General features: G+C 67.9%; 21 protein-coding genes and 1 pseudogene. 11 read left to right on the top strand and 11 right to left on the bottom strand.

The window, feature by feature from the left end; genetic code table 11:
- Positions 1–61 precede the first annotated feature (61 nt).
- Both DMB37_RS22595 and DMB37_RS22590 read left to right on the top strand, forming a co-directional pair.
- Entirely contained in the window at positions 62–661 is a 600-nt protein-coding gene (locus DMB37_RS22595; RefSeq protein WP_240771618.1) for a TetR/AcrR family transcriptional regulator, read from the top strand.
- Between the two features lie 128 nt (positions 662–789).
- The gene (locus DMB37_RS22590) at positions 790–3,228 is read left to right on the top strand and encodes a glycoside hydrolase family 3 protein (RefSeq protein WP_135234412.1); all 2,439 of its coding nucleotides are present in this window, start codon (positions 790–792) and stop codon (positions 3,226–3,228) included.
- A gap of 51 nt (positions 3,229–3,279) precedes the next feature.
- Here the strand turns inward: DMB37_RS22590 and DMB37_RS22585 are convergent, their stop codons facing one another.
- The 3 genes from DMB37_RS22585 to DMB37_RS22575 all read right to left on the bottom strand — a co-directional run bounded on the left by DMB37_RS22585 (position 3,280) and on the right by DMB37_RS22575 (position 6,128).
- The gene (locus DMB37_RS22585) at positions 3,280–4,314 is read right to left on the bottom strand and encodes an aspartate-semialdehyde dehydrogenase (RefSeq protein ID WP_135234411.1); all 1,035 of its coding nucleotides are present in this window, start codon (positions 4,312–4,314) and stop codon (positions 3,280–3,282) included.
- A 3-nt stretch (positions 4,315–4,317) separates the two neighbouring features.
- Positions 4,318–5,583, bottom strand: coding sequence for an aspartate kinase (locus DMB37_RS22580; protein ID WP_107653739.1), 1,266 nt, complete (start codon positions 5,581–5,583; stop codon positions 4,318–4,320).
- An 83-nt stretch (positions 5,584–5,666) separates the two neighbouring features.
- A complete protein-coding gene (locus tag DMB37_RS22575) occupies positions 5,667–6,128 on the bottom strand; it encodes an SgcJ/EcaC family oxidoreductase (protein ID WP_135234410.1) in 462 nt (153 codons plus the stop codon).
- Positions 6,129–6,224: 96 nt separating this feature from the next.
- On the opposite strand from DMB37_RS22575, the gene DMB37_RS22570 reads away from it, so the two are divergent.
- Together DMB37_RS22570 and DMB37_RS22565 are read left to right on the top strand one after the other, a co-directional pair.
- Entirely contained in the window at positions 6,225–6,707 is a 483-nt protein-coding gene (locus tag DMB37_RS22570; protein ID WP_206055004.1) for a MarR family winged helix-turn-helix transcriptional regulator, read from the top strand.
- An 18-nt stretch (positions 6,708–6,725) separates the two neighbouring features.
- On the top strand, positions 6,726–7,142 hold the full coding sequence (locus DMB37_RS22565) for a secondary thiamine-phosphate synthase enzyme YjbQ (RefSeq protein ID WP_135234409.1): 417 nt from the start codon (positions 6,726–6,728) through the stop codon (positions 7,140–7,142).
- 87 nt (positions 7,143–7,229) lie between these two features.
- Here the strand turns inward: DMB37_RS22565 and DMB37_RS22560 are convergent.
- Positions 7,230–7,804, bottom strand: a pseudogene (locus DMB37_RS22560) (dihydrofolate reductase family protein).
- 28 nt (positions 7,805–7,832) lie between these two features.
- Positions 7,833–8,396 carry a dihydrofolate reductase family protein gene (locus tag DMB37_RS22555; RefSeq protein ID WP_135234408.1) on the bottom strand — a complete coding sequence of 188 codons (564 nt, stop codon included), beginning with the start codon at positions 8,394–8,396 and terminating at the stop codon, positions 7,833–7,835.
- A 73-nt stretch (positions 8,397–8,469) separates the two neighbouring features.
- On the opposite strand from DMB37_RS22555, the gene DMB37_RS22550 reads away from it, so the two are divergent.
- From DMB37_RS22550 to DMB37_RS22535, 4 genes are all read left to right on the top strand, one after another.
- Positions 8,470–9,075 carry a TetR/AcrR family transcriptional regulator gene (locus DMB37_RS22550; protein ID WP_370465180.1) on the top strand — a complete coding sequence of 202 codons (606 nt, stop codon included), beginning with the start codon at positions 8,470–8,472 and terminating at the stop codon, positions 9,073–9,075.
- Positions 9,076–9,105: 30 nt separating this feature from the next.
- On the top strand, positions 9,106–9,291 hold the full coding sequence (locus DMB37_RS22545) for a DUF1918 domain-containing protein (protein ID WP_135234406.1): 186 nt from the start codon (positions 9,106–9,108) through the stop codon (positions 9,289–9,291).
- 344 nt (positions 9,292–9,635) lie between these two features.
- Complete coding sequence (locus DMB37_RS22540) at positions 9,636–10,106, top strand: SRPBCC family protein (protein ID WP_135234405.1); 471 nt, start codon at positions 9,636–9,638, stop codon at positions 10,104–10,106.
- A 90-nt stretch (positions 10,107–10,196) separates the two neighbouring features.
- The gene (locus tag DMB37_RS22535) at positions 10,197–11,408 is read left to right on the top strand and encodes a low temperature requirement protein A (RefSeq protein WP_135234404.1); all 1,212 of its coding nucleotides are present in this window, start codon (positions 10,197–10,199) and stop codon (positions 11,406–11,408) included.
- Here DMB37_RS22535 and DMB37_RS22530 read toward each other — a convergent pair.
- The 4 genes from DMB37_RS22530 to DMB37_RS22515 all read right to left on the bottom strand — a co-directional run bounded on the left by DMB37_RS22530 (position 11,386) and on the right by DMB37_RS22515 (position 16,656).
- Positions 11,386–12,225 carry an ion transporter gene (locus DMB37_RS22530; RefSeq protein ID WP_135234403.1) on the bottom strand — a complete coding sequence of 280 codons (840 nt, stop codon included), beginning with the start codon at positions 12,223–12,225 and terminating at the stop codon, positions 11,386–11,388. The genes DMB37_RS22535 and DMB37_RS22530 overlap by 23 nt on opposite strands.
- A gap of 71 nt (positions 12,226–12,296) precedes the next feature.
- Positions 12,297–13,943 carry a GMC oxidoreductase gene (locus DMB37_RS22525; protein ID WP_370465179.1) on the bottom strand — a complete coding sequence of 549 codons (1,647 nt, stop codon included), beginning with the start codon at positions 13,941–13,943 and terminating at the stop codon, positions 12,297–12,299.
- 178 nt (positions 13,944–14,121) lie between these two features.
- Positions 14,122–15,741, bottom strand: a complete 1,620-nt coding sequence (locus DMB37_RS22520; RefSeq protein WP_135234402.1) for an alpha/beta hydrolase — start codon at positions 15,739–15,741, stop codon at positions 14,122–14,124.
- 147 nt (positions 15,742–15,888) lie between these two features.
- Positions 15,889–16,656 (bottom strand): sulfite exporter TauE/SafE family protein, encoded by a 768-nt coding sequence (locus tag DMB37_RS22515; protein WP_135234401.1) that lies wholly within the window; start codon positions 16,654–16,656, stop codon positions 15,889–15,891.
- Positions 16,657–16,924: 268 nt separating this feature from the next.
- Between DMB37_RS22515 and leuA the strand changes: the two genes are divergently transcribed.
- Both leuA and DMB37_RS22505 read left to right on the top strand, forming a co-directional pair.
- The gene (gene leuA / locus DMB37_RS22510; protein WP_135234400.1) at positions 16,925–18,721 is read left to right on the top strand and encodes a 2-isopropylmalate synthase; all 1,797 of its coding nucleotides are present in this window, start codon (positions 16,925–16,927) and stop codon (positions 18,719–18,721) included.
- Between the two features lie 531 nt (positions 18,722–19,252).
- Positions 19,253–20,713 carry a MinD/ParA family protein gene (locus DMB37_RS22505; RefSeq protein ID WP_370465418.1) on the top strand — a complete coding sequence of 487 codons (1,461 nt, stop codon included), beginning with the start codon at positions 19,253–19,255 and terminating at the stop codon, positions 20,711–20,713.
- 56 nt (positions 20,714–20,769) lie between these two features.
- On the opposite strand, the gene DMB37_RS22500 is transcribed toward DMB37_RS22505, so the two are convergent.
- The gene (locus DMB37_RS22500) at positions 20,770–22,029 is read right to left on the bottom strand and encodes a KasA/KasB family beta-ketoacyl-ACP synthase (protein ID WP_135234399.1); all 1,260 of its coding nucleotides are present in this window, start codon (positions 22,027–22,029) and stop codon (positions 20,770–20,772) included.
- A gap of 242 nt (positions 22,030–22,271) precedes the next feature.
- Positions 22,272–23,186 (bottom strand): LysR family transcriptional regulator, encoded by a 915-nt coding sequence (locus DMB37_RS22495; RefSeq protein WP_135237759.1) that lies wholly within the window; start codon positions 23,184–23,186, stop codon positions 22,272–22,274.
- Between the two features lie 115 nt (positions 23,187–23,301).
- Between DMB37_RS22495 and DMB37_RS22490 the strand changes: the two genes are divergently transcribed.
- The gene (locus DMB37_RS22490; RefSeq protein ID WP_135234398.1) at positions 23,302–24,261 is read left to right on the top strand and encodes an EamA family transporter; all 960 of its coding nucleotides are present in this window, start codon (positions 23,302–23,304) and stop codon (positions 24,259–24,261) included.
- Positions 24,262–24,507: the final 246 nt, after the last annotated feature.

Genomic DNA, 24,507 nt, shown 5'->3' with positions numbered 1-24,507 from the left:
CGAGCACCTCGTCGGCGATGACCTGAGCCGGTCCGAGAACACACGCAACTACGCTCGACCCGTGACGCAGGAACAACGCGGTGGGCGTGCGGGGCAGGCGGATCGGCGCCGAGCGGAGATCCTCGATGCCGCGCGGGAGGTGATCGCGGAGCGCGGGTATCGGGGGGCGTCACTGGGGGCGGTTGCCGAGCGAGTGGGGCTGACGCAGCCTGGGTTGTTGCACTACTTTCCGAGCAAAGAGCACCTGCTGGTCGCGGTGCTCGAGGAGCGGGATCGGTGGGATACCGCGGCATTTCTGGCTGGGCCGTCGGAAAGTTGGCGGTTGTCGCATCTCGAGCAGCTGGTCGAGTACAACGCGATGCGGCCGGGGGTCGTGCAGACGTTCACCGCGTTGGCGGGGGAAAGCGTGACCGGCGGGCATCCGGCTCGGGAGTATTTCATCGAGCGGTACGCGCAGGCCAGGGCGCGGCTGGCCGAGCTGCTGCGAGCGGAGTTCGGGGAGCGCTTGGCCGGTGGACGGACGCCGGAACAGGTGGCGCCGTTGCTGATCGCGGTGCTGGATGGTTTGCAGACGCAGTGGTTGCTCGACCCGGAGGCGGTCGATATGAGTGCGGCGTTCCGGGACTTCGTTGCCCTGCTCGAACCGAGTGCCGACGCCTAACAAAATAACGAGCCGATAACGACACCTACCATTGATTAGGTGAGTGCGGTGGAAGCTGCGGACACCCGCCCGGACTCATGGCACGCGTCAACCCGGTCCGCAACGACATCGGCCGAAAAGGAGTTCTCATGAGTCCAGGCGACGTAACCCGCGAAGCAGCGGTGACGGCGGCCCTCGGCAAGCTCGACCTGACCGCCAAAGCTCGACTGCTGATGGGCCAGGACATGTGGTCACTGCCCGCGCTGCCCGAAATCGGGTTGCGATCGCTGGTGATGTCCGACGGTCCGATCGGGGTGCGCGGGGTGCGGTGGACCGCCGACGACCCGTCCATCGCGCTGCCCTCGCCGACCGCGCTGGCCGCGACGTGGGATCCGGAACTGGCCAGGCGGGCCGGACGGCTGCTCGCACAGGAAGCGCGGCGCAAAGGCGTGCACGTACTGCTCGCGCCGACCGTCAATCTGCATCGATCACCGCTGGGCGGCAGGCATTTCGAGAGCTACTCCGAAGATCCGTACCTGACCGGCCGCATCGGCACCGGCTATGTGAGCGGCGTGCAAGACGGCGGAATCGGCACCACCGTCAAGCATTTCGTCGCAAACGACGCCGAGACCGAACGCTTCACCGTGAACAATGTGGTCTCCGCACGCGCGCTGCGCGAGCTGTATCTCGCGCCCTTCGAGGCAATGGTGCGCGACGCCCGGCCGTGGGGCGTGATGGCCGCCTACAACCAGGTCAACGGCGCCACGATGACCGAGCACGGCGAGCTGCTGAACGGAGTACTGCGCGGGGAATGGGGTTTCGACGGCATCGTGGTCTCCGACTGGATGGCCGCGAGGTCGACGGTCGCGGCGATCACCGCCGGGCTGGATGTCGCGATGCCGGGGCCGCGCGGCGTCTACGGCGACGCACTCGTCGCGGCGGTGCGCAACGGCGAGGTCGACGAGTCCGTGGTCGACGCGGCGGTGCGCAATGTGCTGCGGCTCGCGGCGCGCGCCGGCCTGCTGGAAGGTGCCGAACCCACGGTGACCACGCCGCCGGAACAGCTCGACGGAGTCGCGTTGGCGCGCGAGATCGCCTCGCGCGCTTTCGTTCTGGTGCGCAACGAGACGATCGGCGAACGCCCCGCCCTCCCCCTCGACGGGAAACGAACGAAGGTGGCGCTCAGCGGTCTGGCCGCCCGGGATGCCCGCATTCTCGGCGGCGGTTCGGCCACCGTCTTCCCCGAATCCGTGGTGTCACCGCTCGACGGTCTCACCGCCGCGCTGCCGGAGGGCGCACTGAGCTACGCCATCGGCGCCGCCCCGAGTGACGTCCTCGGCGCCGCGGACCGCGGATTCGACCTGCACGCCCGCGTTTTCGACGCCGGCGGCTCCCTGCTGGGCGAGAGCTCACTGCCCAACGGCATGGTCAACTGGCTCGGCGAACTACCCGAAGGCATCGACTACGACGCACTGCACACCGTCGAGGTGCGCGGCACCTTCACTCCGGTGGAGACCGGCGCGCACGCGTTCGGCACCAAGGGGGTCGGTGATTTCCGGCTCGTCGTCGACGGCACCGTACTGTTCGAGGGCGCCGAAACCCTCACCGGCACAGACCCGTTCGAGGCTTTCTTCGGTACACCGACCGAACGTGGCACGGTCGAGCTGACCGCGGGCACGACGGTCGAGGTGGCGATGACGCATACGCCGATGAAGTTCGCGGACATGCCGATCCAGGCGATCCTGTTCACCCTCGCCCACGGCGACCCCCGCCGTGATCCGGACGAGCTGATCGACGAGGCGGTCGAAGCGGCGCGCGCCGCCGACGTGGCGGTGGTCGTCGTCGCCACCACCGAACAGGTGGAGTCCGAGGGCTTCGATCGCACGAGCCTGAAACTGCCCGGTCGCCAGGACGAACTGGTCAGCCGGGTGGCCGCGGCCAATCCGAACACTGTTGTGGTCGTGAATGCCGGTTCGCCGGTGGAGATGCCCTGGCGGGACGAGGTGGCCGCGATCCTGTTGAGCTGGTTCCCCGGCCAGCAGGGCGGCGCAGCTCTCGCCGAGGTACTGCTAGGCGACGCGGAGCCCGGCGGCCGATTGCCGACCACCTGGCCGGTCGCGCTGGCCGACTGCCCGGTCTCGGAGGTGACCCCGACCGACGGCGAACTGGTCTACCAGGAAGATCTGTTCATCGGCTATCGCGCGTGGGAGCGGGCGGGCACCGCGCCGGCCTTCCCGTTCGGGCATGGATTCGGTTACACCACTTGGGATTACGAGTCGATCGAGCGCACCGGGACAACGGTGACCGTACGGCTGCGCAACACCGGCTCGCGCCGAGGCGCCGAAGTCGTGCAGATCTACCTTGCCCCCGTAGCGGATTCGGTGCTCCGCCCGGCCCGCTGGCTGGCCGGCTTCGCGCGCGTCGCGGCCGATCCGGGTGAGCTGGTCACCGCCGAGATCCGAATCCCGCAGCGCGCCTTCGAGATCTGGGACGACAACGCTTGGCGCTCGGTGCCCGGCTCCTACGAGATCCAGGCCGGATCTTCCTACGCCGACCGCCCATTGACCATCGGGTACGAAGCGGAATAGACGACGACGGCCGTGGATCCGCTCGGGATCCACGGCCGTGTCGACGACGGCTCAGCGATTGCTGAGCAGCACCTCGGCGATTTGAATGGTGTTGAGGGCGGCACCTTTTCGCAGGTTGTCACCGGAGATGAAGAGCGCGAGCCCCCGGCCGTCCGGCACGCCCGGATCCTGGCGGATCCGGCCGACGAGCGAATCGTCGGCACCGGCCGCCTGCAGCGGCGTCGGCACGTCGACCAGCTTGACACCGGGCGCCTTGGCCAGGATCTCCTTGGCCTGCTCGACCGACAGCGGCTCGTCGAACTCGGCGTTCACCGACAGCGAGTGACCGGTGAACACCGGAACGCGCACGCAGGTGCCGCTGACCAGCAGGTCGGGCAAGCCGAGAATCTTGCGGCTCTCGTTGCGCAGCTTCTGATCCTCGTCGGTCTCGCCGGAGCCGTCGTCGACCAGCGAACCGGCCAGCGGCAGCACGTTGAACGCGATCGGCGCGACGTACTTGTTCGGCGCGGGGAAGTCGACGGCGCTGCCGTCGTGGGTGAGCTTCTCCACCTCGTCGATCACCGCACGCGCCTGTGTCGCAAGCTCTTCCACACCGGCCAGGCCGCTACCGGACACCGCCTGGTAGCTGGACACGATGAGGCGGCGCAGCCCGGCGAGGTCGTGCAGCGGCTGCAGCACCGGCATGGCGGCCATGGTGGTGCAGTTCGGGTTGGCGATGATGCCCTTGACCAGGTTGCGGGTCTGCTCGGGATTGACCTCGCTGACCACCAGCGGGACATCGGGGTCCTTGCGCCAGGCCGAGGAGTTGTCGATCACCGTGACGCCCGCCGCGGCGAAGCGCGGGGCCTGCACCCGGGACATGGTGGCACCGGCCGAGAACAGGGCGATGTCCAGGCCGGCCGGGTCGGCGAGCTCGGTGTCCTCCACGACGATCTCGCCGCCGCGCCACGGCAGCGTTGTGCCCGCCGAGCGCGACGAGGCGAAGAAACGCACCTCGTCGGCCGGGAAGTTGCGCTCCTCCAGCAGTTTCCGCATGACGGCGCCGACCTGTCCGGTCGCGCCGACGACGCCTACTCGAATGCCCATGGTTTAACGCCCCGTTCCCGCGTGCACCACGGCGACCTCGTCGCCGCCCAGCTCGAAGGCCCGGTGCAGCACCTTGACGGCCTCGTCGAGCTCGGTGTCCTTGACCAGCACCGAGATCCGGATCTCGGAGGTGGAGATGAGATCGATGTTGACGCCCGCCTCGGCCAGCGCCTCACAGAACTTGGCGGTCACTCCGGGATGGCTCTTCATGCCCGCGCCCACCAGCGACACCTTGCCGATGTGGTCGTCGTAGAGCACCTGGGAGAAGCCGATCTCGTCCTGCTGCTTGGTCAGCATCTCGACGGCGCGCGCGCCGTCGGTCTTGGGCAGGGTGAAGGTGATGTCGGTCTTGCCGGTATCGATCTTGGAGATGTTCTGCAGCACCATGTCGATATTGATCTCGGCATCGGCGACCGCGCGGAACACCTTGGCGGCGTAGCCGGGCACGTCGGGCAGCCCGACCACGGTCACCTTGGCCTCGCTGCGGTCGTGCGCGACGCCCGTGAGGATTGCTTGCTCCAAGGGGATGTCCTCCATCGATCCGTAAACGTAGGTGCCCGGCTTGTCGGTATAGGACGAGCGCACATGCACAGGCACGTTGTACCGGCGCGCGTATTCGACGCAGCGCAGCATCAGCACCTTCGCGCCGCAGGCCGCCAGTTCCAGCATCTCCTCGTAGGAGACCTGCTCGAGCCGCTGCGCGTCCGGCACGATCCGCGGGTCGGCGGTGAAGACGCCGTCCACGTCGGTGTAGATCTCGCAGACGTCGGCCTCCAGCGCCGCGGCCAGCGCGACCGCGGTGGTGTCGGAGCCGCCGCGCCCGAGCGTGGTGACGTCCTTGCTGTCCTGGCTGACGCCCTGGAAGCCGGCGACCAGCACGATCTGCCCGTCGTCGAGCGCCTGACGCAGCCGGCCCGGGGTGACGTCGATGATCTTGGCGTTGCCGTGTGCACCGGTGGTGATCACCCCGGCCTGCGAACCGGTGAACGAGCGGGCCTCGGCGCCGAGCGAGTGGATGGCCATGGCGACCAGCGCGTTGGAGATGCGCTCACCCGAGGTGAGCAGCATGTCCATTTCCCGCGCGGGCGGCGCGGGCGCTACCTGCTGGGCCAGGTCGAGCAGTTCGTCGGTGGTGTCGCCCATGGCCGAGCAGACGACCACCACGTCGTGGCCCGCCTTCTTGGTCTCGACGATCCGTTCAGCGACGCGCCGGATGCGCTCGGCGGTAGCCACCGAGGATCCTCCGTACTTCTGAACAACGAGAGCCACGACAGGGTCCTCCAAGATCGACTACCAGCTGCTAACAGCCACCCAGCGTACCGGCCGTGGTCCAGCGGATTCCCCCTGCCTCCTCAGGCGACCGGTGCCGAGGACCTGCCGCGCAGGTCGGACTTGGTGGCGAACTTCGCGAAGAGCCAGTGGTACTTGGTGTTCTGGAACGCCGAGATCTGCCACTCGCCGTTGGTGCGAACAACCACGGTGGTCTGCACTTTGGTGTTGCGGCGGTTACGGCGACGCTTGCCCTTGAGTACCGCGCCCTCGGCGTGCACCAATGCCACGTCGGGGGTGAGGAAGCGGAGGCCGGTGATCTCGCCGTCGAGGCGGGTGTTCTTCAGGTACTTCCCGAGGAGCGGGAGGTGGGTCTCGTAGATCTGCCGGCGCCCCCTGGTGTGGGTGCCGAACCAGGTGACGTAGTCGGCGTCCTCGGTGAACAGTGCGGCGAAGGCAGCTGCGTCACCTGCGTTCCACGCCTGGGCTTGGCGCTCGAACAGATCGCGGATGGCGGCTTCGTCGACGTGCTGGGCGGTGGTCATGGTTACCCCTCGGTGAAAGTTGACTCGATCATCAACTGCATCAGTAAATAGTTGATTGAGTAAAATATTGTCCGAGTGAGGCTAAGGTGTCAAGTCATGTCGAAGAAGGGCGAATCCCGGCGGGTGGAGTTGGGTGCGGCGCTGACGCTCGCAGCGCAGCGCAGCGCCACCGACGCGGTGATGATGCACCAGGCCGTGGCGGATCGCCTGGACCTGCACGTGACCGATCTGCGCTGCTTGAACATGCTGCGCCTGGGCGGGCCCGCCACCGCGGGCGAACTGGCCGCGGCCGCCGGGCTGACCACCGGCGCCATCACCCGGATGATCGACCGGCTACTGAAGGCCGGTTACGTGCGCCGCGAACACGACGGGCAGGACCGGCGGCGGGTGATCATCTCCCCAGTGCAGGAGCGGATCGACGAGATCGCGCCGCACTACGAGCTGCTGGCACAGGAATTCGGCACGGTAGCCGCCGACTACACCGAGGATCAGCTGGAGCTGATCCTGGAGTTGTTCAACCGGCTGCACGAGACATCACTTCGGGTGACCCGGGCATTGCGCGCCGACGAAACCGAGTGAATGACGCACCATGGGGTCATGAAGAGCACGGTAATCACGGTGACCACCGGACGGACCGAGGTCGTGCAGGACATCACCGGGCAGTGCGCGTCCTTCGTGCGCGAGGCCTCCGGTGGCGGTGACGGACTACTGAACGTCTTCGTCCCGCACGCGACGGCCGGCCTGGCGGTGATGGAACTGGGCGCGCGCAGCGACGACGATCTGCTCGCCGCACTGCGGGACCTGCTGCCCGCCGACGATCGCTGGCGGCACGCGCACGGGTCGCGCGGGCACGGGCGCTCCCATGTGATGCCCGCGATGATCGCTCCGTACGCGACGATCCCGGTGATCGGCGGCGAGCTGGCGCTGGGGACTTGGCAGTCCGTCGCCTTCGTCGATCTCAATGTGGACAACCCCGATCGCCAGGTGCGGTTGTCGTTTCTGCGCGAGGACTGAGTTACCCGCGACTGTCGCGCCGAAGCCGACTCGGTGAGACGGCGACAGCCCAGCGGCGAGTACCGCTGGGCCGTCTGTGGATTCGGGTCAGGCGCGGGTGAGCCAGGTGACCTGGTTGCCGTTGCTGAATTCCCGGCGCTCGGTCAGGGTGAACAGGGTCGGGCGGAACTCCCCGGCGAAAGCGGGGATACCGGTGCCCGCGACGACCGGGTAGCTCTTGATCACCAGCTCGTCGATCTCACTCAGCAGGGCGGCGGCCAGCTTTCCGCCGCCTGCCAGCCAGATATCCAGGCCCTCTTCCTTTTTCAGCTGTTGCACCAGGGCAAGCGGGTCTCGCTCGACCAGCTCGACGGCCGGGTCATCGATCCGGCCGAGCGTGGTCGACACCACGTACTGGCGCATATGCGCGTACGGGCTGGTCACCCCGATGGCCAGGCCGGGTTCGTAAGTCCCCCGGCCCATTACCAAAGTGTCGAACTTCTGATTCGGCGCGTCCGCCGCGACGCCGAAATATGAACGAGCGTGGGTGGGCAGGTTTCCGGGTAATCCTGTCCGATCCAGCCCGTGAAATCTTCGGGCAGCGGATAGAAATCGATCCCGCCGTCGGGTCCGGCGATGTAACCGTCGAGCGACATACCGACGAAGTAAACGAGTTTTCGCATAGCAGAGCCTCTTTCGTACGGGGTTTGATCAGGCGCGGGTGAACCAGGTGACCTGTGCACCGTTGTCGAATTCTTTGCGCCGAGTGGGGGTGAACATGGTCGGCCGGAACTCTCCGGCGAAGGCGGAGATGCCGCTGCCCGCGACGACGGGGTAGCTCTTGATGATCATCTCGTCGATCTCGCCGAGCAGCGCGGCGGCCAAGGTGCCGCCGCCGCACAACCAGATGTCGAGGCCCTCTTCCTGCTTCAGCCGCTGCACCAGGCCGACCGGGTCGGACTGCACCAGTTCGACGGCCGGGTCATCGACGCTGCCGAGCGTGCTGGACACCACGTACTGGCGCATGTGCGCGTACGGGTTGCTCACGCCGACGGCGTAGGTCGCGCGGCCCATGAGCACCGTGTCGCAGCGCGTGTTCGGCGTATCCAGGGCCATTCCCACCTGCGGCCGGAACTCCGTCGGGACGAAGTCCGGGTACTGCGCGTTCAGCCAAGTAAGCATCTTTTCGTCGTAGGGGTAGAAGTCGAACTCGCCCGCCGGACCTGCGATGTATCCGTCGAGTGATACGGCGACGTAGTAGACAAGCTTTCGCATTCCGGGACCGCCCAACCTGTTGTACTCTGATCGAAGTGGTTGAAATGTAGTACTACGGATGGAGTGGTGTCAAGTGCGGACCAACCCTGAACGTCGACAGGCGCTGCTCGACGCCGCGATCGAGGTCCTGGCCAGCGACGGAGCCCGCGGACTGACCTTTCGCGCGGTGGACAAAGAGGCGGGCGTGCCCGCGGGGACGGCGTCGAACTACTTCGCGAACCGCGACGACCTGCTGACCCAGGCGGGCGGCCGCTTCTACGAGCGGTTGCGGCCGAGCGAGGCGACCATGGCCAAGTTGGCCGAGGGCCCGCAGACCAGGGCGCACATCCTCGAACTGATGAAGGAGACCGTCGGCCGCATCGAGGCGTTCCGCACGGGCTACCTCGCGCTGCTGGAACTGCGCCTGGAGGCGACCCGGCGACCGGAACTGCGGGCGGTGCTGACCGATCGGGTGCGCGCCGACATCGACTTCAATGTGCGCAACCATCTCGACGCGGGCCTGCCCGGCGACGAAAAATCCGTACTCCTGCTCTATCTGGCGTTGAACTGGCTGATCGTCGACCGGCTCACGCTGCCGGATGTGTTCACCGAACAGCAGAGTCAGGAACTGATCGAGGCGGCGGTCGATCGCGTGATCGGCCGGGAAGACCGGGCGGTCTCCACACCGGAAACCTTGTGACCCCTGTCACTCCCGTCCGATAATGGGTCGATGATGGCGAATGTCGGAGATCGACTGCTCGTGCACGGACACGTTGTGGGCCAAGGTGATCGCCAAGCAGAGATCATCGAGGTCCGCGGACCGGAAGGATCGCCGCCCTACCTCGTGCGCTACGCCGACGGACACGAGTCGCTGGTGTACCCGGGGCCGGACGCGATCGTCGAACCGGCGGGCTGACAGCCAGCCTGCCGGCCCGACCAGGCCCGCCGGGGGCGGAATGGCAGTGCCCGCACGGCAACGTGCCAGTGCCCGCGGTACCACGCGGCGGCGTCCGCACGGCGATTCAGCAAGGGACGCCGCACACCTGGCTTTTCGATGACAACTCGCCCGAACACCACCACGATGTTGTCCCAAACCATTCCACCTGCAAGTTGTTCACCGTTCTCCCGAGCTACGTTCTGGACACATACGTCCATGTCGGCCCCTCGACCGACCATTGACCAGGACGTCGAGGTTGACGAATCAGATAACCGATAGAGAGAATCGGGCTGAGTTGTCCATCGGGGGTCGGAAGGTTTTACATGCGCACGAGAACCGATATTCGATTCGTCGTCGACGCCGATTCCGCGCAGGTGATGGATGCGTTGGCAGCTGTCGAAATGCTCCCGGAATGGTCGCCCGGATATACCGATGCCCGCGTCGCCTCCCGCGACAACCAAGGAAGGCCCGTTCGCGTTTTCGTCAAGGCCGAACTGATGAACGGCTCGGATCTGCAAGTGCTGGAATACGATTGGACCGACGTCCGCTCGTCCTGGCAGGTCACCGACAGCACCAGGGGCGTCAAGGGCGGCGGCTGGTTCGAGGTCTCCGAGGGCCGGGAAGGCACCGACGTCTGGTTCCACACCGAGATCTACCTACCCATCCCGGTGCCCGGGCTACTACTCAAGCGCACCGTGCGGAAGCAGAACGAGATCGCGGTGCAGAATTTCATCGAGTTCGCCGAGGGATTTCCCGACCCGGAAACAATCAAGCCGTATAGCTATAACGAATAACAAACGGTAGGCCTACGCGCAGCGCGAAATCGGGCGACGCGGGGCGCGGCTGCCACGCGCCGGGCCGGTCGGGGTGCGACTATGTGCACCATGATGGGTTCCAAACGGGTTCGGCTCCAGCCGGTGGCCGAAGGCGCGTCGGTGACGCAGCTCGAGCTGTTCTTCGACCTCGTCCTCGTTTTCGCGTTCACCATGGTCACCGACCTGGCGGCGGAAGAGACCAGCGCCAAGAACATGCTGCGTGCGGTCCTCGTGCTCGCCCTGATGTGGTGGCTGTGGATCGCCTACTCCTGGCTCGGCAACGTGATCCGCGCCGACGAGGGCTTCGCCAGGGTGGCGATGTTCACCGCGATGGGTGGCGCTTTTCTGGCCGCCCTCACCATTCCCGAAGCGTTCCACGACCTGCCCGGCGGCTGGTACGGGCCGCTGGTCTTCGCGATCGCCTACCTGGTGGTCCGGCTGGTCCACGTCATCATGTTCTGGCTCGCCAGCACGGAGGACGCCCAGTTACGCAACCAGGTGCTGCGCTGGGCCCTCGGGTCGATCACCATCGGCACCACCCTGCTGGTGATCGCCGCGATGACCTCCGGCACGCTGCAGATCGGCTTGTGGATCGCCGCGATCGCAGGCGACTACCTGTGGACCCTGCTCGCGGGCACCGATTGGCGGCTGAATTCGGCGACCCATTTCGCCGAACGCTACGGGCTGATCATCATTGTGGCGCTGGGCGAGTCGATCGTCTCGATCGGTATCGGCGTGGCCGGACTGCCGATTTCGTGGCCGATCACCGTCGGCGCCCTGCTCGGGCTCGCGGTCTCCGGACTGCTGTGGTGGACCTATTTCGATGTCGCCGCGCTGTCGATCGAGCACGAGCTGAAACACGCCGACGGCGCGAAGCAGATCAAGATCGCGCGGGGCGCGTATACCTTTTGGCATTTTCCGATGATCGTCGGGATCATCGGGCTCTCACTGGGTTTGAAAAAAGTTCTCTACTACGTCGGTGACTCTTCCCATCACACGTTGAACGACGCGCTGTACGGAATTCCGTTGTTCGCGTTGTACGGCGGGGTCGTGCTGTATCTGATCGCGTTGGTCGGTGCGAAACACTATGCGACAGGGATGATCAGCGTGCCCCGCGTGGTCACGATCGTGCTGCTGCTCGCCTTGATCCCCCTGGCGGCCGCGCTGCCCGCGCTGGCGTCACTTGCCCTGCTGTGCGCCGTGCTCGGCGCGCTGATCGTCTGGGAGACAATCAAATTGGCGCAGCCGCGCGACGAGATCAGGCACGGGGTATCCGGCTGAGGTGATGGCGCACGCCGTGTTCGTCGGCCGTCGGCCCGTACGCGGACGGCGGCACCCGAATGTCGTGCTGCACCGCCAGCCGGATCTGATCGATGTTCTCCCGCAACACATCCGAGACCAGTTCGTCGGTGCGCGGATCCTCCAGCACCTGGAACAGGATCCGGAAGGTGGTGTCGGCGATCAGCCGGATGATGTCGTCGTGGAACGGGATGTAGCGCACCCGGCCCGCCTGCGGGTCCTTCTTGATCAGCTCCAGGATCATCTCGTCGAGCTCGGACCGGTTCTCCTGCAGCGCCGCCGCGATATTGCGGGTGTAGTGGCCGGTGCGCATCACCTTGGCGACCTCGTCCATCACCGCGATGGTCATCGGCCGCTTGATCGTCTCGACGATCGTCGAGACGAACCGGTTGACCAGCGCGGCGGTCACCCGATCGCCGAAGACGCGGTCGGCGACGCGGCCGAGCCGGACCACGATCACCACGATCCGCAGCAGCCGGAACCCGCGGAAGAACGGGCTGGTCACCGGGATCATGCCGAGGACCTCGTACCAGTAGACGAACGGGAACGTCCACGGCCAGCCCGCCCGGCGCCAGCGCCAGAGGAACTCGACGGCGAACACCGCGCACACCGCCCAGTCGACGATCACGATCGTGCGATAGGTCTGGTCGGACACCGTGAAGAAGGTGATCCAGCCGACCAGCACCACCGAAACGATCGCCAGCGCCAACATCACGAAATCGGTCCACAGGGTGGGCGGCTTACGCGGGTAATCGCCCTCCGGGAGTTCATCGCTCACCGCAGTGGTGCTCGCAGCCATCACCTGGGTTCCCTTCAACGCCGAACGGTCAGGCCGAGGGTAGTCGGCACAACCCCACAGCGGCTGGAGGTCTACTTTCCGGTGCGGATGATCGCCTCGATATTGCGCTCGGCGAGTGCGGCGATGGTCAGCGACGGGTTCACGGTTCCGGTGCTACCCGGAATGGCGGCTCCGTCCATCACATACAGCCCCGGATGTCCGTGCACCCGCCCGTAGCCGTCGGTCGCTTTGCCGAGCACCGCGCCGCCCAGCGGGTGTGCGGTGAACAAGGCGTTCGCGTCGTAGCCGAGGGCGCCGTAATCGAGGACGGCATCGGCGCGTTCGGCGATCCGGTGGTCGACCGCGCGGGCCGCGGCCACCATCTCGTCCCGGTTCTTGCTCGGCCAGGACAGCCCGACCCGGTTGGCCGCCGCGTCGTAGCCGAACCGGGTGCGGGCGGGGTCGAGCACCATGCCGAGCGAGGCCAGCGCACCCGTCTCGAACGGGATGCCGGGGATGTACCAGCTTTCCAGGCTGAGCGGCAGCCCGGACTCGTCGAAGATCCGGCTGGCGCTGGGCACGCCCTGGCCGAGGCCGGCCAGCGCGCTCGCACCGCGGCCGAGGACCACATCACCGTTGGTGCCCCAGCCGTCGCCGATGTGCTCGTTCAGGTTCGGCAGCGCGCCGGTCGCCTGGGCCCGGACCAGCAGCTCCGAGGTGCCCACCGAGCCTGCGCCGAGGAAGAGCCGGTCGCAGGTGAGGGTGCGGGTGCCGAGCACCTCGCCGGTCGGCGCCAGCTTCGTCACCCGGACCGAATACCGGCCGCCCGGCTCCTGGGCGATGGACTCGACCTGGTGACCCGGGAAGATCGCGGACCGGCCGGTGCCCTCCGCGTACTTCAGATAGTTCTGGTTCAGGTCGAACTTGGCGCCGTTGGAGTTGCCGAGGTTGCTGCGGGCGGCGGTGGCCGAGGCCCTGGTGGTGCCCGCCAGCTCGCCGCGCAGGATGTCCCAGTTGAAGATCGAGTCGTTGGGCATCGGCTGGTAGCCGGCCTTGCGGACCTGATCGTCCCAGGCTCGGGAGTGGGTGAACGGCTTGGCGGCGTAGATGTCGCCGGGCATCGAGCTGAGCCGCAGCATCTCCCGCACCCGCGGGTAGTAGACGCGGTCCAGCTCGCCGTACTCGACGGTGCCGCCGAAGAGGTGGTCGAAGAAGCGCCGCTCCGGGGCGACCATCGCGCCGGTGAAGATCACCGAGCCGCCGCCGACCGCGGCCGCGCGCCACACGTCGATGCCGGGGTATTCGGTGCAGTCCAGGACGCCGCCGAAGCTGGCGAACCGCATCGGCACCTTGCTGACACCGGTGAAGCTGGTGCGATGCCAGAAGCCGCGGCCGTCCGGCAGGTCGTCGCCGGTGAAGATCTCCCGCCACGGATCGTTGGGCCAGCGCGACCCGCGCTCCAGCACCGTGTTGGCGATGCCCGCCTCGGCCAGTCGCAACGCGGTGACCGCGGCGCCGAAGCCGGAGCCGATCACGATCGCGGGCGAGTGTTCGGGCGGATCGGGCAGTGGCGCAAAGATTTCCGGCACCCACGACTGGAACAGCAGGTTCCAGGCCGGATCGGCGGACGCCGGTCGGGCGGGCAGCGACGTGCTCGCGGCAGCACCGAACAGCGCGGCTGCACCAACAGCTTTGAAGAAGGCGCGTCTACGCACCCAGCCACCTCCCTCATCACGCATGGCCGAGCGCAGATTACCGGTATTCCTGGCGGCTGAACAGTCGTCGCCCGCCCGTCATCCGTTGTCCCCCTTCCGTTGTCCCGCCGGATGAGCCCGCGGGACCGCCGGGCGGCGGGAACGGCAGGGTGACGAGCAGGCCACGAAACGCCGCGGCAAGTGGACGCCAGGGGCCGGCGGCTCAGTCCGCGAACGGCGGTCGATCGGCTTCGCAGGTCGCGCCGGGGGCGGGAAGTTGCTGGTCGATGAGGTAACGCTCCTGCAGCCGCCGGGTGCAGTCGACGGTGGTGTCGTGCCCGTAGCCGCCGTCGACGACCACCAAGCGCGCGTTGACCAGGGCCTGCTGGGCCTTGCGCGCGGCGGTCAGCGGCGTCGCCGGATCGAACCGGTTGTTGAACAGCAGCGCGGGTACGTCCGAGCGCAGGATCCACGGACCGGCGTAGCGCTGCGGGTAGCCACCCGGCGGGGACGGCCACGCGGCGCACGGTTGCCGCAGGTACAGCCAGAACGCGGCGAACGTGGGCCCCTCCGCGCCCAATTCCGCTGCCAGCGCGGGCCACTGCTCCGGGTCGCGGGGAACGGTGTTGTCCGCGCACGAGATCGCGGTGAACGAGTCGAGGAATGCGGGCGGCAGCGTGCTCTCGCCGAGGATCGCGCGCACGACATCGGGGTTGCCTGCGGCTCCGCGCTCCAGTTCGGCCAGCAGCTGGGCCAAGGCGGGCCAGCCGTCCGCTGCGTCATACAGCAGCAGCGCGTGCGCGGGCATGACCTCGGCGTAGGTGACAGGCCAGGCCCGCTCTCCTTCGCCGACCACTACCGCCCCCTGCCGCAACCGCTCCAGCAGAGCGGTGTCGCGGGCCCGCAAATCCTCACCGCCCCTGGGCTTCTGGTCGCTGCGAATCTGCTCGATCGGGTCAGCGGACGCTTTACCGCCCGCCGCGAAAGCACAGCGCGGCTGGCCGGCCTGAGCGCAGAGCCGGAAGAATTCGGACAGCACCTCCTCGGTGCCCGCCGCCGCGTCGGCGATTTCGGTGCGGGTGTCGGAGGTATACGCATCCGGGTCGATCATCGAGCTGAGGCTCAGCGCGCGCACCCGGTCACCGAACACGGCGCCGTACACCTCGCCGAGATAACTGGCGTAGGAACCACCTTCGTAGGTCAACCGCTTGTCGCCGACGGCACGGCGCAGCAGATCCAGATCGCGCGCGGCATCCACGGTGGTGAGATGCGGCAGCAAGGCGGGACTGTGCGCGGCGCACCCGGCCGCCAGGTCCCGGCTGGCGCGTGCCTGTGCGGCTGCCTGCTCGGCTCCCACCGGCGGCAACCGCACGTCAGACCAGAATCGTTGCGCCGCTTCGCTATCGGCGAAGCAGCGGACCGGCGAGCTGCGGCCGAGACCGCGCTGATCGAAGGTCACCACGTCGAACCGGCGCGCGATCTCCCCCGGGAACATCTCGCCTTTGCTCGCCCAGTCGATGCCGGAGGCGCCGGGTCCGCCCGCCGCAGTGAAGAGAGTGCCGATGCGGCGCGACTGATCGGTCGCGGGTTGACGGACCAGCGCGAGCCCGAGTGTCGGGCCCGCGGGCTGCGCGTAGTCGACCGGCACCGCCGCCGTCGCGCATTGCAGCTTGCTCAGGGCCTTCTCCTGGCACGGCACCCAGTCCAGCCGCGGGGTCGGCGCGGCATCGGCCTGGGCGACCAGGTCGGCCACGGCCTGTTCGTGTTTGGCGGGCGTGCCGCAACCGCTCACTGCCAGCGCCGCGGCCAGTGCGGCAACGACGACGATCCTCCACCCACGCATACCGATCATCTTGTGCCGCAACGGCGCGGCAGTCGTCCGTCGTAGGGATGAATTGCACCCTGAGAATGCCGGTGCCCCCGGCCCTGAGCCCACCACTGCGCCGCAGCCTTGCCCAGACCGCGGTTCCTCGACCCCACGCGCCACCTCCTAAGTCATCAACAATCGGACCACCGCGATGAGGCCGACCACGACGATGACCGCGCGCAACGCGGTCGGCGGCATCCGCCTGCCCATCTTCGCACCGAGTTGGCCACCGATGATCGAGCCGAGCGCGATCAGCAGCACCGCCCGCCAGTCCACGTCGGCGATCACGATGAAGATGACCGCGGCCACCCCGTTGACCAGCATCGCGAGCACATTCTTGATGCCGTTGAGGCGCTGCATGTCCTCGTGCACGAACACCCCGAGCAGCCCCATCAGCAACACGCCCTGCGCCGCGCCGAAGTAACCGCCGTAGATACCGGTGGCGAAGATCGCCACGAACAGAATCGGACCGCCGTGCTTCGGCGCCGGGCTGTCGCCGTTCTCCCGCCGCAGCTTCACCCAGCGCGAGAGCCGCGGCTGCACCACGACCAGCACCAGCGCCGCGATGATCAGCACCGGCACGATCGCCTTGAACGCGCCGGGGGGCAGGGTGAGCAGCAGTATCGCACCGGTGATGCCGCCGAGCAGCGACGCGGTGCCGAAGCGGAGCAGCCGCTCACGCTGCCCGGCGAGTTCCCGGCGATAGCCGTGCACGCCGCTGATCGAGCCGGGGACGAGGCCGATCGTGTTCGACACATTCGCGGTCACCGGCGGCAGCCCGAAGGCGAGCAGTACCGGGAAGGTGATCAGGGTGCCCGACCCCACGATCGTGTTGATGCCGCCCGCGGCGATGCCCGCACCGAAGACCGCCAGTTGTTCTAACCAAGTCATGCCCGAGTCCGTTCGACGTCCCGTCGGATCGCCAGATCCGTACAAGCGTTTGCTTCCGGCGCGAACGCTAGCCGCAACGTCGGATTACCCGACGACGGGACCGGGGTTCCGCAGGTGTATTGCCACACGGTAAACTCGCCGCATCATGCAGCGGGCACTTCTTCTCAGCCGCCGCGACGGGGTCTGATCGGACCGGCTCCCGCCGCGGGGTTTTGCCGCGCCGGTCGACCCACCCTTTGGGAAACACCACACCCTCGGAGAAATCGCCATGTCCCCTGCTGACGCTTTCGTATCCGGCGCGCGCACCATCACGCCGCCGTCCAAGCCTGCCCCCGGCGACCAGCCCGCCTGGAACACGCAGAAGAACTCCTCGATGCCGACCTTCCGGTACCGGCCCTTCGCCGAGGAGGTCGAGCCGATCACGCTGCCCGACCGCAGCTGGCCCGACAAGATCATCGACGTCGCGCCGGGCTGGTGCGCCGTCGACCTGCGCGACGGCAACCAGGCCCTGATCGACCCGATGAGCCCGGCCCGCAAGCGCCGCATGTTCGACCTGCTGGTGCGGATGGGCTACAAGGAGATCGAGGTCGGCTTCCCGTCGGCCAGCCAGACCGACTTCGACTTCGTCCGCGAGATCATCGAGGACGGCGCGATCCCCGACGACGTCACCATCCAGGTGCTGACCCAGTGTCGCGCCGAGCTGATCGAGCGCACCTTCGAGGCCTGCGCGGGCGCCCAGAACGTGATCGTCCACTTCTACAACTCCACCTCGATCCTGCAGCGGAAAGTGGTATTCCGCGCGGACCGGGCCGCGGTCAAGAAGATCGCCACCGACGCCGCGACGCTGTGCCTGGAGATCGAGCAGCGCTACCCCGACACCAACTGGCGCTATGAATACAGCCCGGAGTCCTACACCGGCACCGAGCTGGCGTACGCCAAGGAGGTCTGCGACGCGGTCTCGGAGATCATCGCGCCGACCCCGGCCAAGCCGCTGATCATCAACCTGCCCGCGACCGTCGAGATGGCCACGCCGAACGTCTACGCCGACTCGATCGAGTGGATGAGCCGCAACTTGGCCCGCCGCGACTCGATCGTGCTGTCGCTGCACCCGCACAACGACCGCGGCACCGCCGTGGCCGCCGCCGAACTGGGCTACCAGGCCGGCGCGGACCGGATCGAGGGCTGTCTGTTCGGCAACGGTGAGCGCACCGGCAACGTCTGCCTGGTCACCCTGGGCATGAATCTGTTCTCCCGCGGCGTCGACCCGCAGATCAACTTCTCCGACATCGACGAGATCCGCCGCACCGTCGAGTACTGCAACCAGCTGCCGGTCGCCGAGCGCCACCCGTACGGCGGCGACCTGGTCTACACCGCGTTCTCCGGCAGCCACCAGGACGCCATCAACAAGGGCTTGGACGCGATGAAGGTCGCCGCCGACGACGCGGACGCCGACGTGGACGACATCACCTGGGCGGTGCCGTACCTGCCGATCGACCCGAAGGACGTCGGCCGCACCTATGAAGCCGTCATCCGGGTCAACTCGCAGTCCGGCAAGGGCGGCGTCGCCTACATCATGAAGACCGATCACGGCCTGGCGCTGCCGCGCAGGTTGCAGATCGAGTTCTCCCAGGCGGTCCAGCGGATCACCGACGGCGAGGGTGGCGAGGTCACTCCCAAGGAGATGTGGGACGTCTTCGCCGACGAGTACCTGAGCCCGATCCGGCCGCTGGAGCGGATCCGGCAGAAGGTCACCGCGTCCGAAACCGACGGCGGCACCGACACCATCGCGGCGGTGGTGAAGGTCGACGGCGCCGAGCAGGAGATCACCGGCACCGGTAACGGCCCGCTCGCCGCGTTCGTGGACGCGATCGCGACCGTCGGCTTCGACGTCCGCGTGCTGGACTACTCCGAGCACGCCATGTCCGCCGGTGACGACGCGCAAGCGGCCGCGTACGTGGAGTGCGCGATCGGCGACAAGGTGGTGTGGGGCGTCGGCATCGCCACCTCCATCACCACGGCGTCGTTGCGCGCGGTGGTCTCCGCGGTGAACCGCGCACACCGGTAGCAACCGCATCGGCGCGCGGTGGGCCTCCTCGGTCAACCGCGCCCGCCGATAGCGCAGGTCGAGTACGGTAGAGCCGGATGCGGAGGTCGTTGATCGGCCCGGCATCCGGCTCTCGATCTTGCTGTCGGAGACCAGAAATCGGCGGTGTGTCATCCGGGGCGGCCTCGCGCATTCGCGCTCGCGAGCGCTCCTGCGCCCGCTCTGCATACCGTGACGCGAGCCCGCGAACCCCGTGCTAGCGTTGGTTTCGCACTCAAGCGCCGAGCTCTCTGCTCGTAGTCCCGAGCAGATGGGGGAACTGTGACAACAAACGACCACAACCCGACCTCACCGCCCTGGCTGCAGAGTCAAGCGGTGGACACGGCCGACGCGAAAGAGTCGGAGCCCGCCGCCGATCCGTCGGCGGAGCAGTCCGGCGACGTGGAAGTGACCGAGTCCGAGCCGGCCGAGGCGTCGGCGCAGCCGGAGCAGGAGCCGGCCGAGCCCGACTTCAGCGGCTCGACCGACCAGACGGTGTCCTACCCGCACGCGATGTCGCAGCAGTCCTACGGCCCGCCCGAGGGATTCGCGCCGCCTGCCCAGGCCGAGCAGCAGTACGGCGGCTACGCACCGCCGAACGCCGGACCGTTCGCGCCACCCGGCGCATATGAGCCGTACCAGACCGGCCAGTACCAGCCGGCCGCCGCGCACAGCGGTAGTCACCAGATCGCGCCCGAGCCACAGAACCCGGGCTACGGCGAATACCGCCAGGAGATCGGCCCCGACGGGCTGGTCCGGCGGGTGCCGCAGGAACACTCCGAAGCCGCTGCGCCGCAAGCCGAACAACCGGCCGCGCCCATCTACAGCTGGGCGCCGCCGCCACCGCCGGTGACCCACCAGCCGCCGCCGCAGCCCACCTACCAGCAGCCGCCCGCGCCGATGGGTCAGCAGCAGCCGCCGGCGATGGGACAGGTGCCCCCGCCGAGCTGGCAGGGCGGACCGAACCCGCACCAGCCCGCGCAGCCGTTCCAGCCGCAGCATGTGCCCGCGCCGGGGCAGCCCGGTCATTCGGTCAACGACCTGAACCTGCTCAAGCGGGCCCGCCGGGCACCGCGCAGCGGGTGGCGGCGCGCGGTGCACAAGGCCACCGGTGGTGTGCTCAATCCGGGCGAGTCCGCGGCCGACGTCGTCTACCGCGACCTCGTCGACCGGGTGAATCAGCCGGTGCGTGGCGACTACCGGATCGCGATCCTGTCGCTCAAGGGTGGCGTCGGCAAGACCACCACCACGGTCGGCCTCGGCTCCACGTTCGCGTCGCTGCGCGGTGACCGTGTCATCGCGATCGACGCCAACCCCGACCTCGGCACACTGGCGCACCGGGTGCCCCGGCAGACCCGGTCCACCGTGCGCAACCTGCTCGAAGATCAGCACATCAGCAGGTACTCGGACGTGCGCGCGCACACCTCACAGGCGCCGAGCCGCCTGGAAGTGCTTGCCAGCGAACAGGATCCGGCGGTCTCCGAGGCGTTCAGCGAGGCCGATTACCGCAAGGCCATCGGCATCCTGCAGTCGTTCTACAACATCATCCTGACCGACTGCGGCACCGGCCTGATGCACTCGGCCATGGCAGGCGTGCTGGACATGGCCAGCTCCCTCGTGCTGGTCACCTCGCCCGCCATCGACGGCGCGCGCAGCGCCTCGGCCACGCTGGACTGGCTGGACCACCACGGCTACGGCAAGCTCGTCGAGCGCACCGTCGTCGTGGTCAACGCCTCCCGCCGCGGCGCCTCCACCGTCGACCTGGACCAGCTGCGCAAGCTCTTCCTGGACCGCACCCGCGCGGTCCAGGTGGTGCCCTTCGACGACCACCTCGCCGAAGGCGCGGAGATCGACCTGGAACTGGTGAGCAAGCCGACCCGGCGCGCCCTGCTGGAACTGGCCGCGATGGTCGCCGACGACTTCGGTTACGTCGGCGCGCAGCAGTACCACCACCCCGGACCGATGGGTCACTGAACGACCGAAAGATGCTGCGGCCCCGATGTATTCACATCGGGGCCGCACTCTTTTCGCTAGTACTTCCCGAACAACACGGCGGCATTGTGGCCGCCGAAGCCGTACGAGTTGTTCATCACGTACCGGATGTCGGCGTAACGCGCTGCGCCGCTGACGATGTCGAGATCGATGTCGGCGTCCTGGTTTTCCAGGTTCAGGGTCGGCGGTATCACCCCGTCGCGCAGGGTCAGCACCGAGATGGCCGCCTCCAGCGCACCGACCGCGCCTGCCGAGTGGCCGAGCGCCGATTTGGGCGCGTAGACGGCGGGATGCTTGCCGATCGCGGCGGCGATTCCCTTGGCCTCGGCCAGATCTCCGAACGGCGTTCCGGTGGCGTGCGCGTTGACATGGTCGACCTCGGCGCCGTCGACGCCCGCGGTCTGCAGCGCACGGCGCATGGCGCGGGCGTTGCCGCGGCCCTCGGGATCCGGGGCGACCAGGTGGTATCCGTCGGCGGTCAAGCCCGCCCCGAGCAACCTGGCCAGCGGCCGGGCACCACGCGCCAGGGCGTGCTCCTCGGACTCCAGCACGAGCAGGGCCGCGGATTCACCGAAGACGAAACCGTCCCGGTCGCGGTCGAACGGGCGCGACGCGCGCTCCGGCTCGGCCACCCGCGAACTCAGGGCGCGCATATTCGTAAAGCCCGCCAGCGCAAGGGCATCGATCCGACCCTCGACGCCACCGGCGACAATGATGTCGGCCTCACCGAGGATGATCGACCGCCACGCGTGCACCAGCGCTTCACAGCCCGACGAGCAGGCCGACACCGGCGTGACCACACTCGCTCGCGCGCCGAGTTCCAGCCCGACCACCGCGGCGGGACCGTTCGGCATGGCCATCGGGATGGCGAACGGTGAGACCTTGCGATAACTCTGGTCCCGCAGCAGGTCGTTCGAGTCGACGATGACTTCGGCGCCGCCGATACCGGTGCCGATCGAGATGCCGAGCCGATCCTGGTCCACCTCGGGCGCGCCCAGGGTTTCCCAGACGCGCTTGCCCATCACGTAGGCGACCTGCTGGACATAGGACATGCGCCGCTTCTTGATCCGATCGAGCTCGGCGGTCGGATCGCTCTTGAACTGCGCGCCGATAGTGATCGGCAGTTGCCTGCTCTCGATCTCCGCGTCGTCGAGCCCCCGGACACCACTTTCCCCTGCCACCAACCCCTTCCAGGTGGACTCCGCATCGGCGCCGAGGGCGGAGGACACCTCGACCGCGGTCACCACCACGCTTCGGAATCCGCCGTTGCGGGTGGAGAACTCGGAGATATCACGCATCGTGTCGAAAATCCTTCATCGGTTCGGCTGGACTGTCCTGCAATCTATTTGGCCGTCGCGCGGTCGGGGCATGTGCGGAACTCTCACAGAGCGGGCTCGGATGTTGTGAGAATGTGCCAACGACGCAACGGGATTCAGACCCTAAGCTCTACGACCGACGGCCGTACCAGTGCTTTCGTGCGCCGGCCCGTCGGGTGTCGCAAGTCCGACTGTAGATACTCGACAATGACCTCGGCGGCGAATTATTGCCCGTTCGGCCCGGATTCGGCAGTAACGCCGGCCGCAGCGTTACGGAAGGCCGCGATCACCGCGGCGATGGCGGGGCTGCTTTCGGCGCGGGGGCGGATCGCCAGCTCGAACAGGCGGGCTGCACGGACGCCGGTGAGCAGCAGCACCGAGAGCTCGGGGTGGGCCACCGAATAGCGGGGCATCAACGCGACACCGTACCCACTGGCGACCAGGTTTTCGATGACGCGGAAGTCGTTGAGTCGCTGAGCTATTCGTGGTTGCACCCCGGTCAGGGTGGCGATCGAGCGCTGCACGTCGTCGATCGGGAAGCCGCCACGAACGCTCAGCCAGGTCTCGTCGGCCAGCTCCTCGGGGGTCACCGCGGTACGACCCGCCAGCCGATGGGTCGGCGCGACAACCACATCGATGGGTTCGCGCATGAGCAGGTGCACGGTGACCCGGGGGTCGGCGATCGGCGCGGCGCGCTCGTCCCGATGGGTCAGCACCACGTCGTAATCGGCGAGCAGCCGCGGCACCTCGCTCGGCGGCAGGTCGACATCGCTCGCGACGAGGTCGACACCGCTGTCCGCCATGGCGGACAGCACCGTGGGCAGCAGCAGCGCGCCACCGGAGGGGAAGACCGCGACGCGCACGCGGCCGCGCGGCGAACCGCGGTAGTGCGCCATCTCGGCCACCGCGCGATCCAGCGCGGCCAGCACCTCGTCGGCGCGCACCACCAGCGCGCGGCCCGCATCGGTCAGGCGGACCCGGCGGCCGTCGCGTTCCAGCAGTGCCACGCCCGCCTCCATGGCCAGCACCTTGAGCTGCTGGGAGACGGCCGAGGGCGTCATGGACAGCGCGGCGGCCACCGCGGCGATGGTGCCGCGATCGGCGAATTCGCGCAGCACGCGCAGCCGATCCACCGACAGTGACGGTGCCACGTCAATGCCGGACATCACGCGCTGCGATCATGAAGCAAAACTACCGCAATACTCCACTTCAATTCGATTGTCCTGAACGTTCGTGACGCTAACGATGGACCGCGTGAACACTCGTGACCGCCTGCTCGGGCTGACCGTCGTCCTGCTCTGGGGACTGAACTTCCTCGCCATCCGAGTGGGGCTCGATCACTTCCCGCCCTTCTTCTTCGCCGCGCTGCGCTTCGCGGTCATCGCGGTGCCGGTCCTGCTGTTCGTCCCGCGCCCGAAGGTGCGGATGCGCTGGATCCTGCTGTACGGCACCGGCTTCGGCATCCTGCAGTTCGCCTTCCTGTTCACCGCGATGCGGATCGGCATGCCGACCGGGCTCGCCTCCCTGGTGCTGCAGTCGTCGGCACCGTTCACCGTGCTGCTCGGCACGCTGTTCCTGCGCGAGCGGATCCGGCCGGTGCAGGTCGCAGGCATCGTGGTCGCGATGGCGGGCATGGCGGTGATCGGCTGGGACCGCCTCGAACACGCCAGCTTGCTGCCGGTGCTGCTGACGCTGGCGGGCGGCCTGGGCTGGGCCTTCGGCAATATCGGTGCGCGCCGGGCCACCCTCGAATCGCCGGGGCTGAACACTCTGCACCTGACGCTGTGGATCGCCGTGATTCCGCCGCTGCCGCTGTTCGCACTGTCCGCTGCCACCGAAGGGCCGACCGTCGGACTGCGCGCCGTGGCCGACTCGTTCTCCGCGGCAGGCTGGCCCGCCCTGGTGGCGCTGGCCTACATCGCGGTGCTGGCGACCGTGGTGGGCAGCAGCCTGTGGACCTACCTGATGAGCCGCTACCCCGCGGGCATCGTCGCGCCGTTGACGCTGCTGGTTCCGGTCGTCGGGATCGCCGCGGCCTGGATGTTCCTCGACGAGACACCGACACCGCTGGCACTGGCCGGTGGCGTCATCGTCATCGCGGGTGCATTCGCCGCAACCTCGGGCAACCGTCCGGCGGTGGCCGCCGATCAAGCGGTAGAGCTCGATGCCGCCGCCGGGCGCCGCCCTCCCACAACGCAACTCGTGCAGACCTGAGACTCCCGTCGACAACGTCGCGCGCCTTGTCCACGCGGGGCCGGCCCGGCGACTACCCGCCATGCCGAACACCAAAACAGCGCAGATATTTATGTGTGCCAACGGGTTCGAGAAACCGTCATCACAGGTTCGCCTATCCGAACCCGAATATCGCTATGCTCACATCCGCCGTCCGAATCAGCCTTCACCTCGGGCCAGGCACGGGGCGGGTACGCCGGTGCGGACCTGCCGCTTTACAGTAGTGAC

The sequence above is a fragment of the Nocardia sp. CS682 genome (assembly GCF_004634405.1).
In the GTDB taxonomy this organism is placed as follows: Bacteria; Actinomycetota; Actinomycetes; order Mycobacteriales; family Mycobacteriaceae; genus Nocardia; species Nocardia ninae.
Note: the sequence above shows the minus strand (reverse complement) of the source record. Positions and strands in the feature narration are given on the sequence as shown.

What these genes read in the sequence shown, in the direction of transcription:
- DMB37_RS22545 (WP_135234406.1), top strand. Translation starts at nt 9,106, where the DNA reads ATGATGGCGAATGTCGGAGATCGACTGCTCGTGCACGGACACGTTGTG.
- DMB37_RS22515 (WP_135234401.1), bottom strand. Translation starts at nt 16,656, where the DNA reads ATGACTTGGTTAGAACAACTGGCGGTCTTCGGTGCGGGCATCGCCGCG.
- DMB37_RS22535 (WP_135234404.1), top strand. Translation starts at nt 10,197, where the DNA reads ATGATGGGTTCCAAACGGGTTCGGCTCCAGCCGGTGGCCGAAGGCGCG.
- DMB37_RS22530 (WP_135234403.1), bottom strand. Translation starts at nt 12,225, where the DNA reads ATGGCTGCGAGCACCACTGCGGTGAGCGATGAACTCCCGGAGGGCGAT.
- DMB37_RS22505 (WP_370465418.1), top strand. Translation starts at nt 19,253, where the DNA reads ATGTCGCAGCAGTCCTACGGCCCGCCCGAGGGATTCGCGCCGCCTGCC.
- DMB37_RS22500 (WP_135234399.1), bottom strand. Translation starts at nt 22,029, where the DNA reads ATGCGTGATATCTCCGAGTTCTCCACCCGCAACGGCGGATTCCGAAGC.
- DMB37_RS22540 (WP_135234405.1), top strand. Translation starts at nt 9,636, where the DNA reads ATGCGCACGAGAACCGATATTCGATTCGTCGTCGACGCCGATTCCGCG.
- DMB37_RS22585 (WP_135234411.1), bottom strand. Translation starts at nt 4,314, where the DNA reads ATGGGCATTCGAGTAGGCGTCGTCGGCGCGACCGGACAGGTCGGCGCC.
- DMB37_RS22555 (WP_135234408.1), bottom strand. Translation starts at nt 8,396, where the DNA reads ATGCGAAAGCTTGTCTACTACGTCGCCGTATCACTCGACGGATACATC.
- DMB37_RS22565 (WP_135234409.1), top strand. Translation starts at nt 6,726, where the DNA reads ATGAAGAGCACGGTAATCACGGTGACCACCGGACGGACCGAGGTCGTG.
- DMB37_RS22590 (WP_135234412.1), top strand. Translation starts at nt 790, where the DNA reads ATGAGTCCAGGCGACGTAACCCGCGAAGCAGCGGTGACGGCGGCCCTC.
- DMB37_RS22525 (WP_370465179.1), bottom strand. Translation starts at nt 13,943, where the DNA reads ATGCGTGATGAGGGAGGTGGCTGGGTGCGTAGACGCGCCTTCTTCAAA.
- DMB37_RS22575 (WP_135234410.1), bottom strand. Translation starts at nt 6,128, where the DNA reads ATGACCACCGCCCAGCACGTCGACGAAGCCGCCATCCGCGATCTGTTC.
- DMB37_RS22520 (WP_135234402.1), bottom strand. Translation starts at nt 15,741, where the DNA reads ATGCGTGGGTGGAGGATCGTCGTCGTTGCCGCACTGGCCGCGGCGCTG.
- DMB37_RS22570 (WP_206055004.1), top strand. Translation starts at nt 6,225, where the DNA reads ATGTCGAAGAAGGGCGAATCCCGGCGGGTGGAGTTGGGTGCGGCGCTG.
- leuA (WP_135234400.1), top strand. Translation starts at nt 16,925, where the DNA reads ATGTCCCCTGCTGACGCTTTCGTATCCGGCGCGCGCACCATCACGCCG.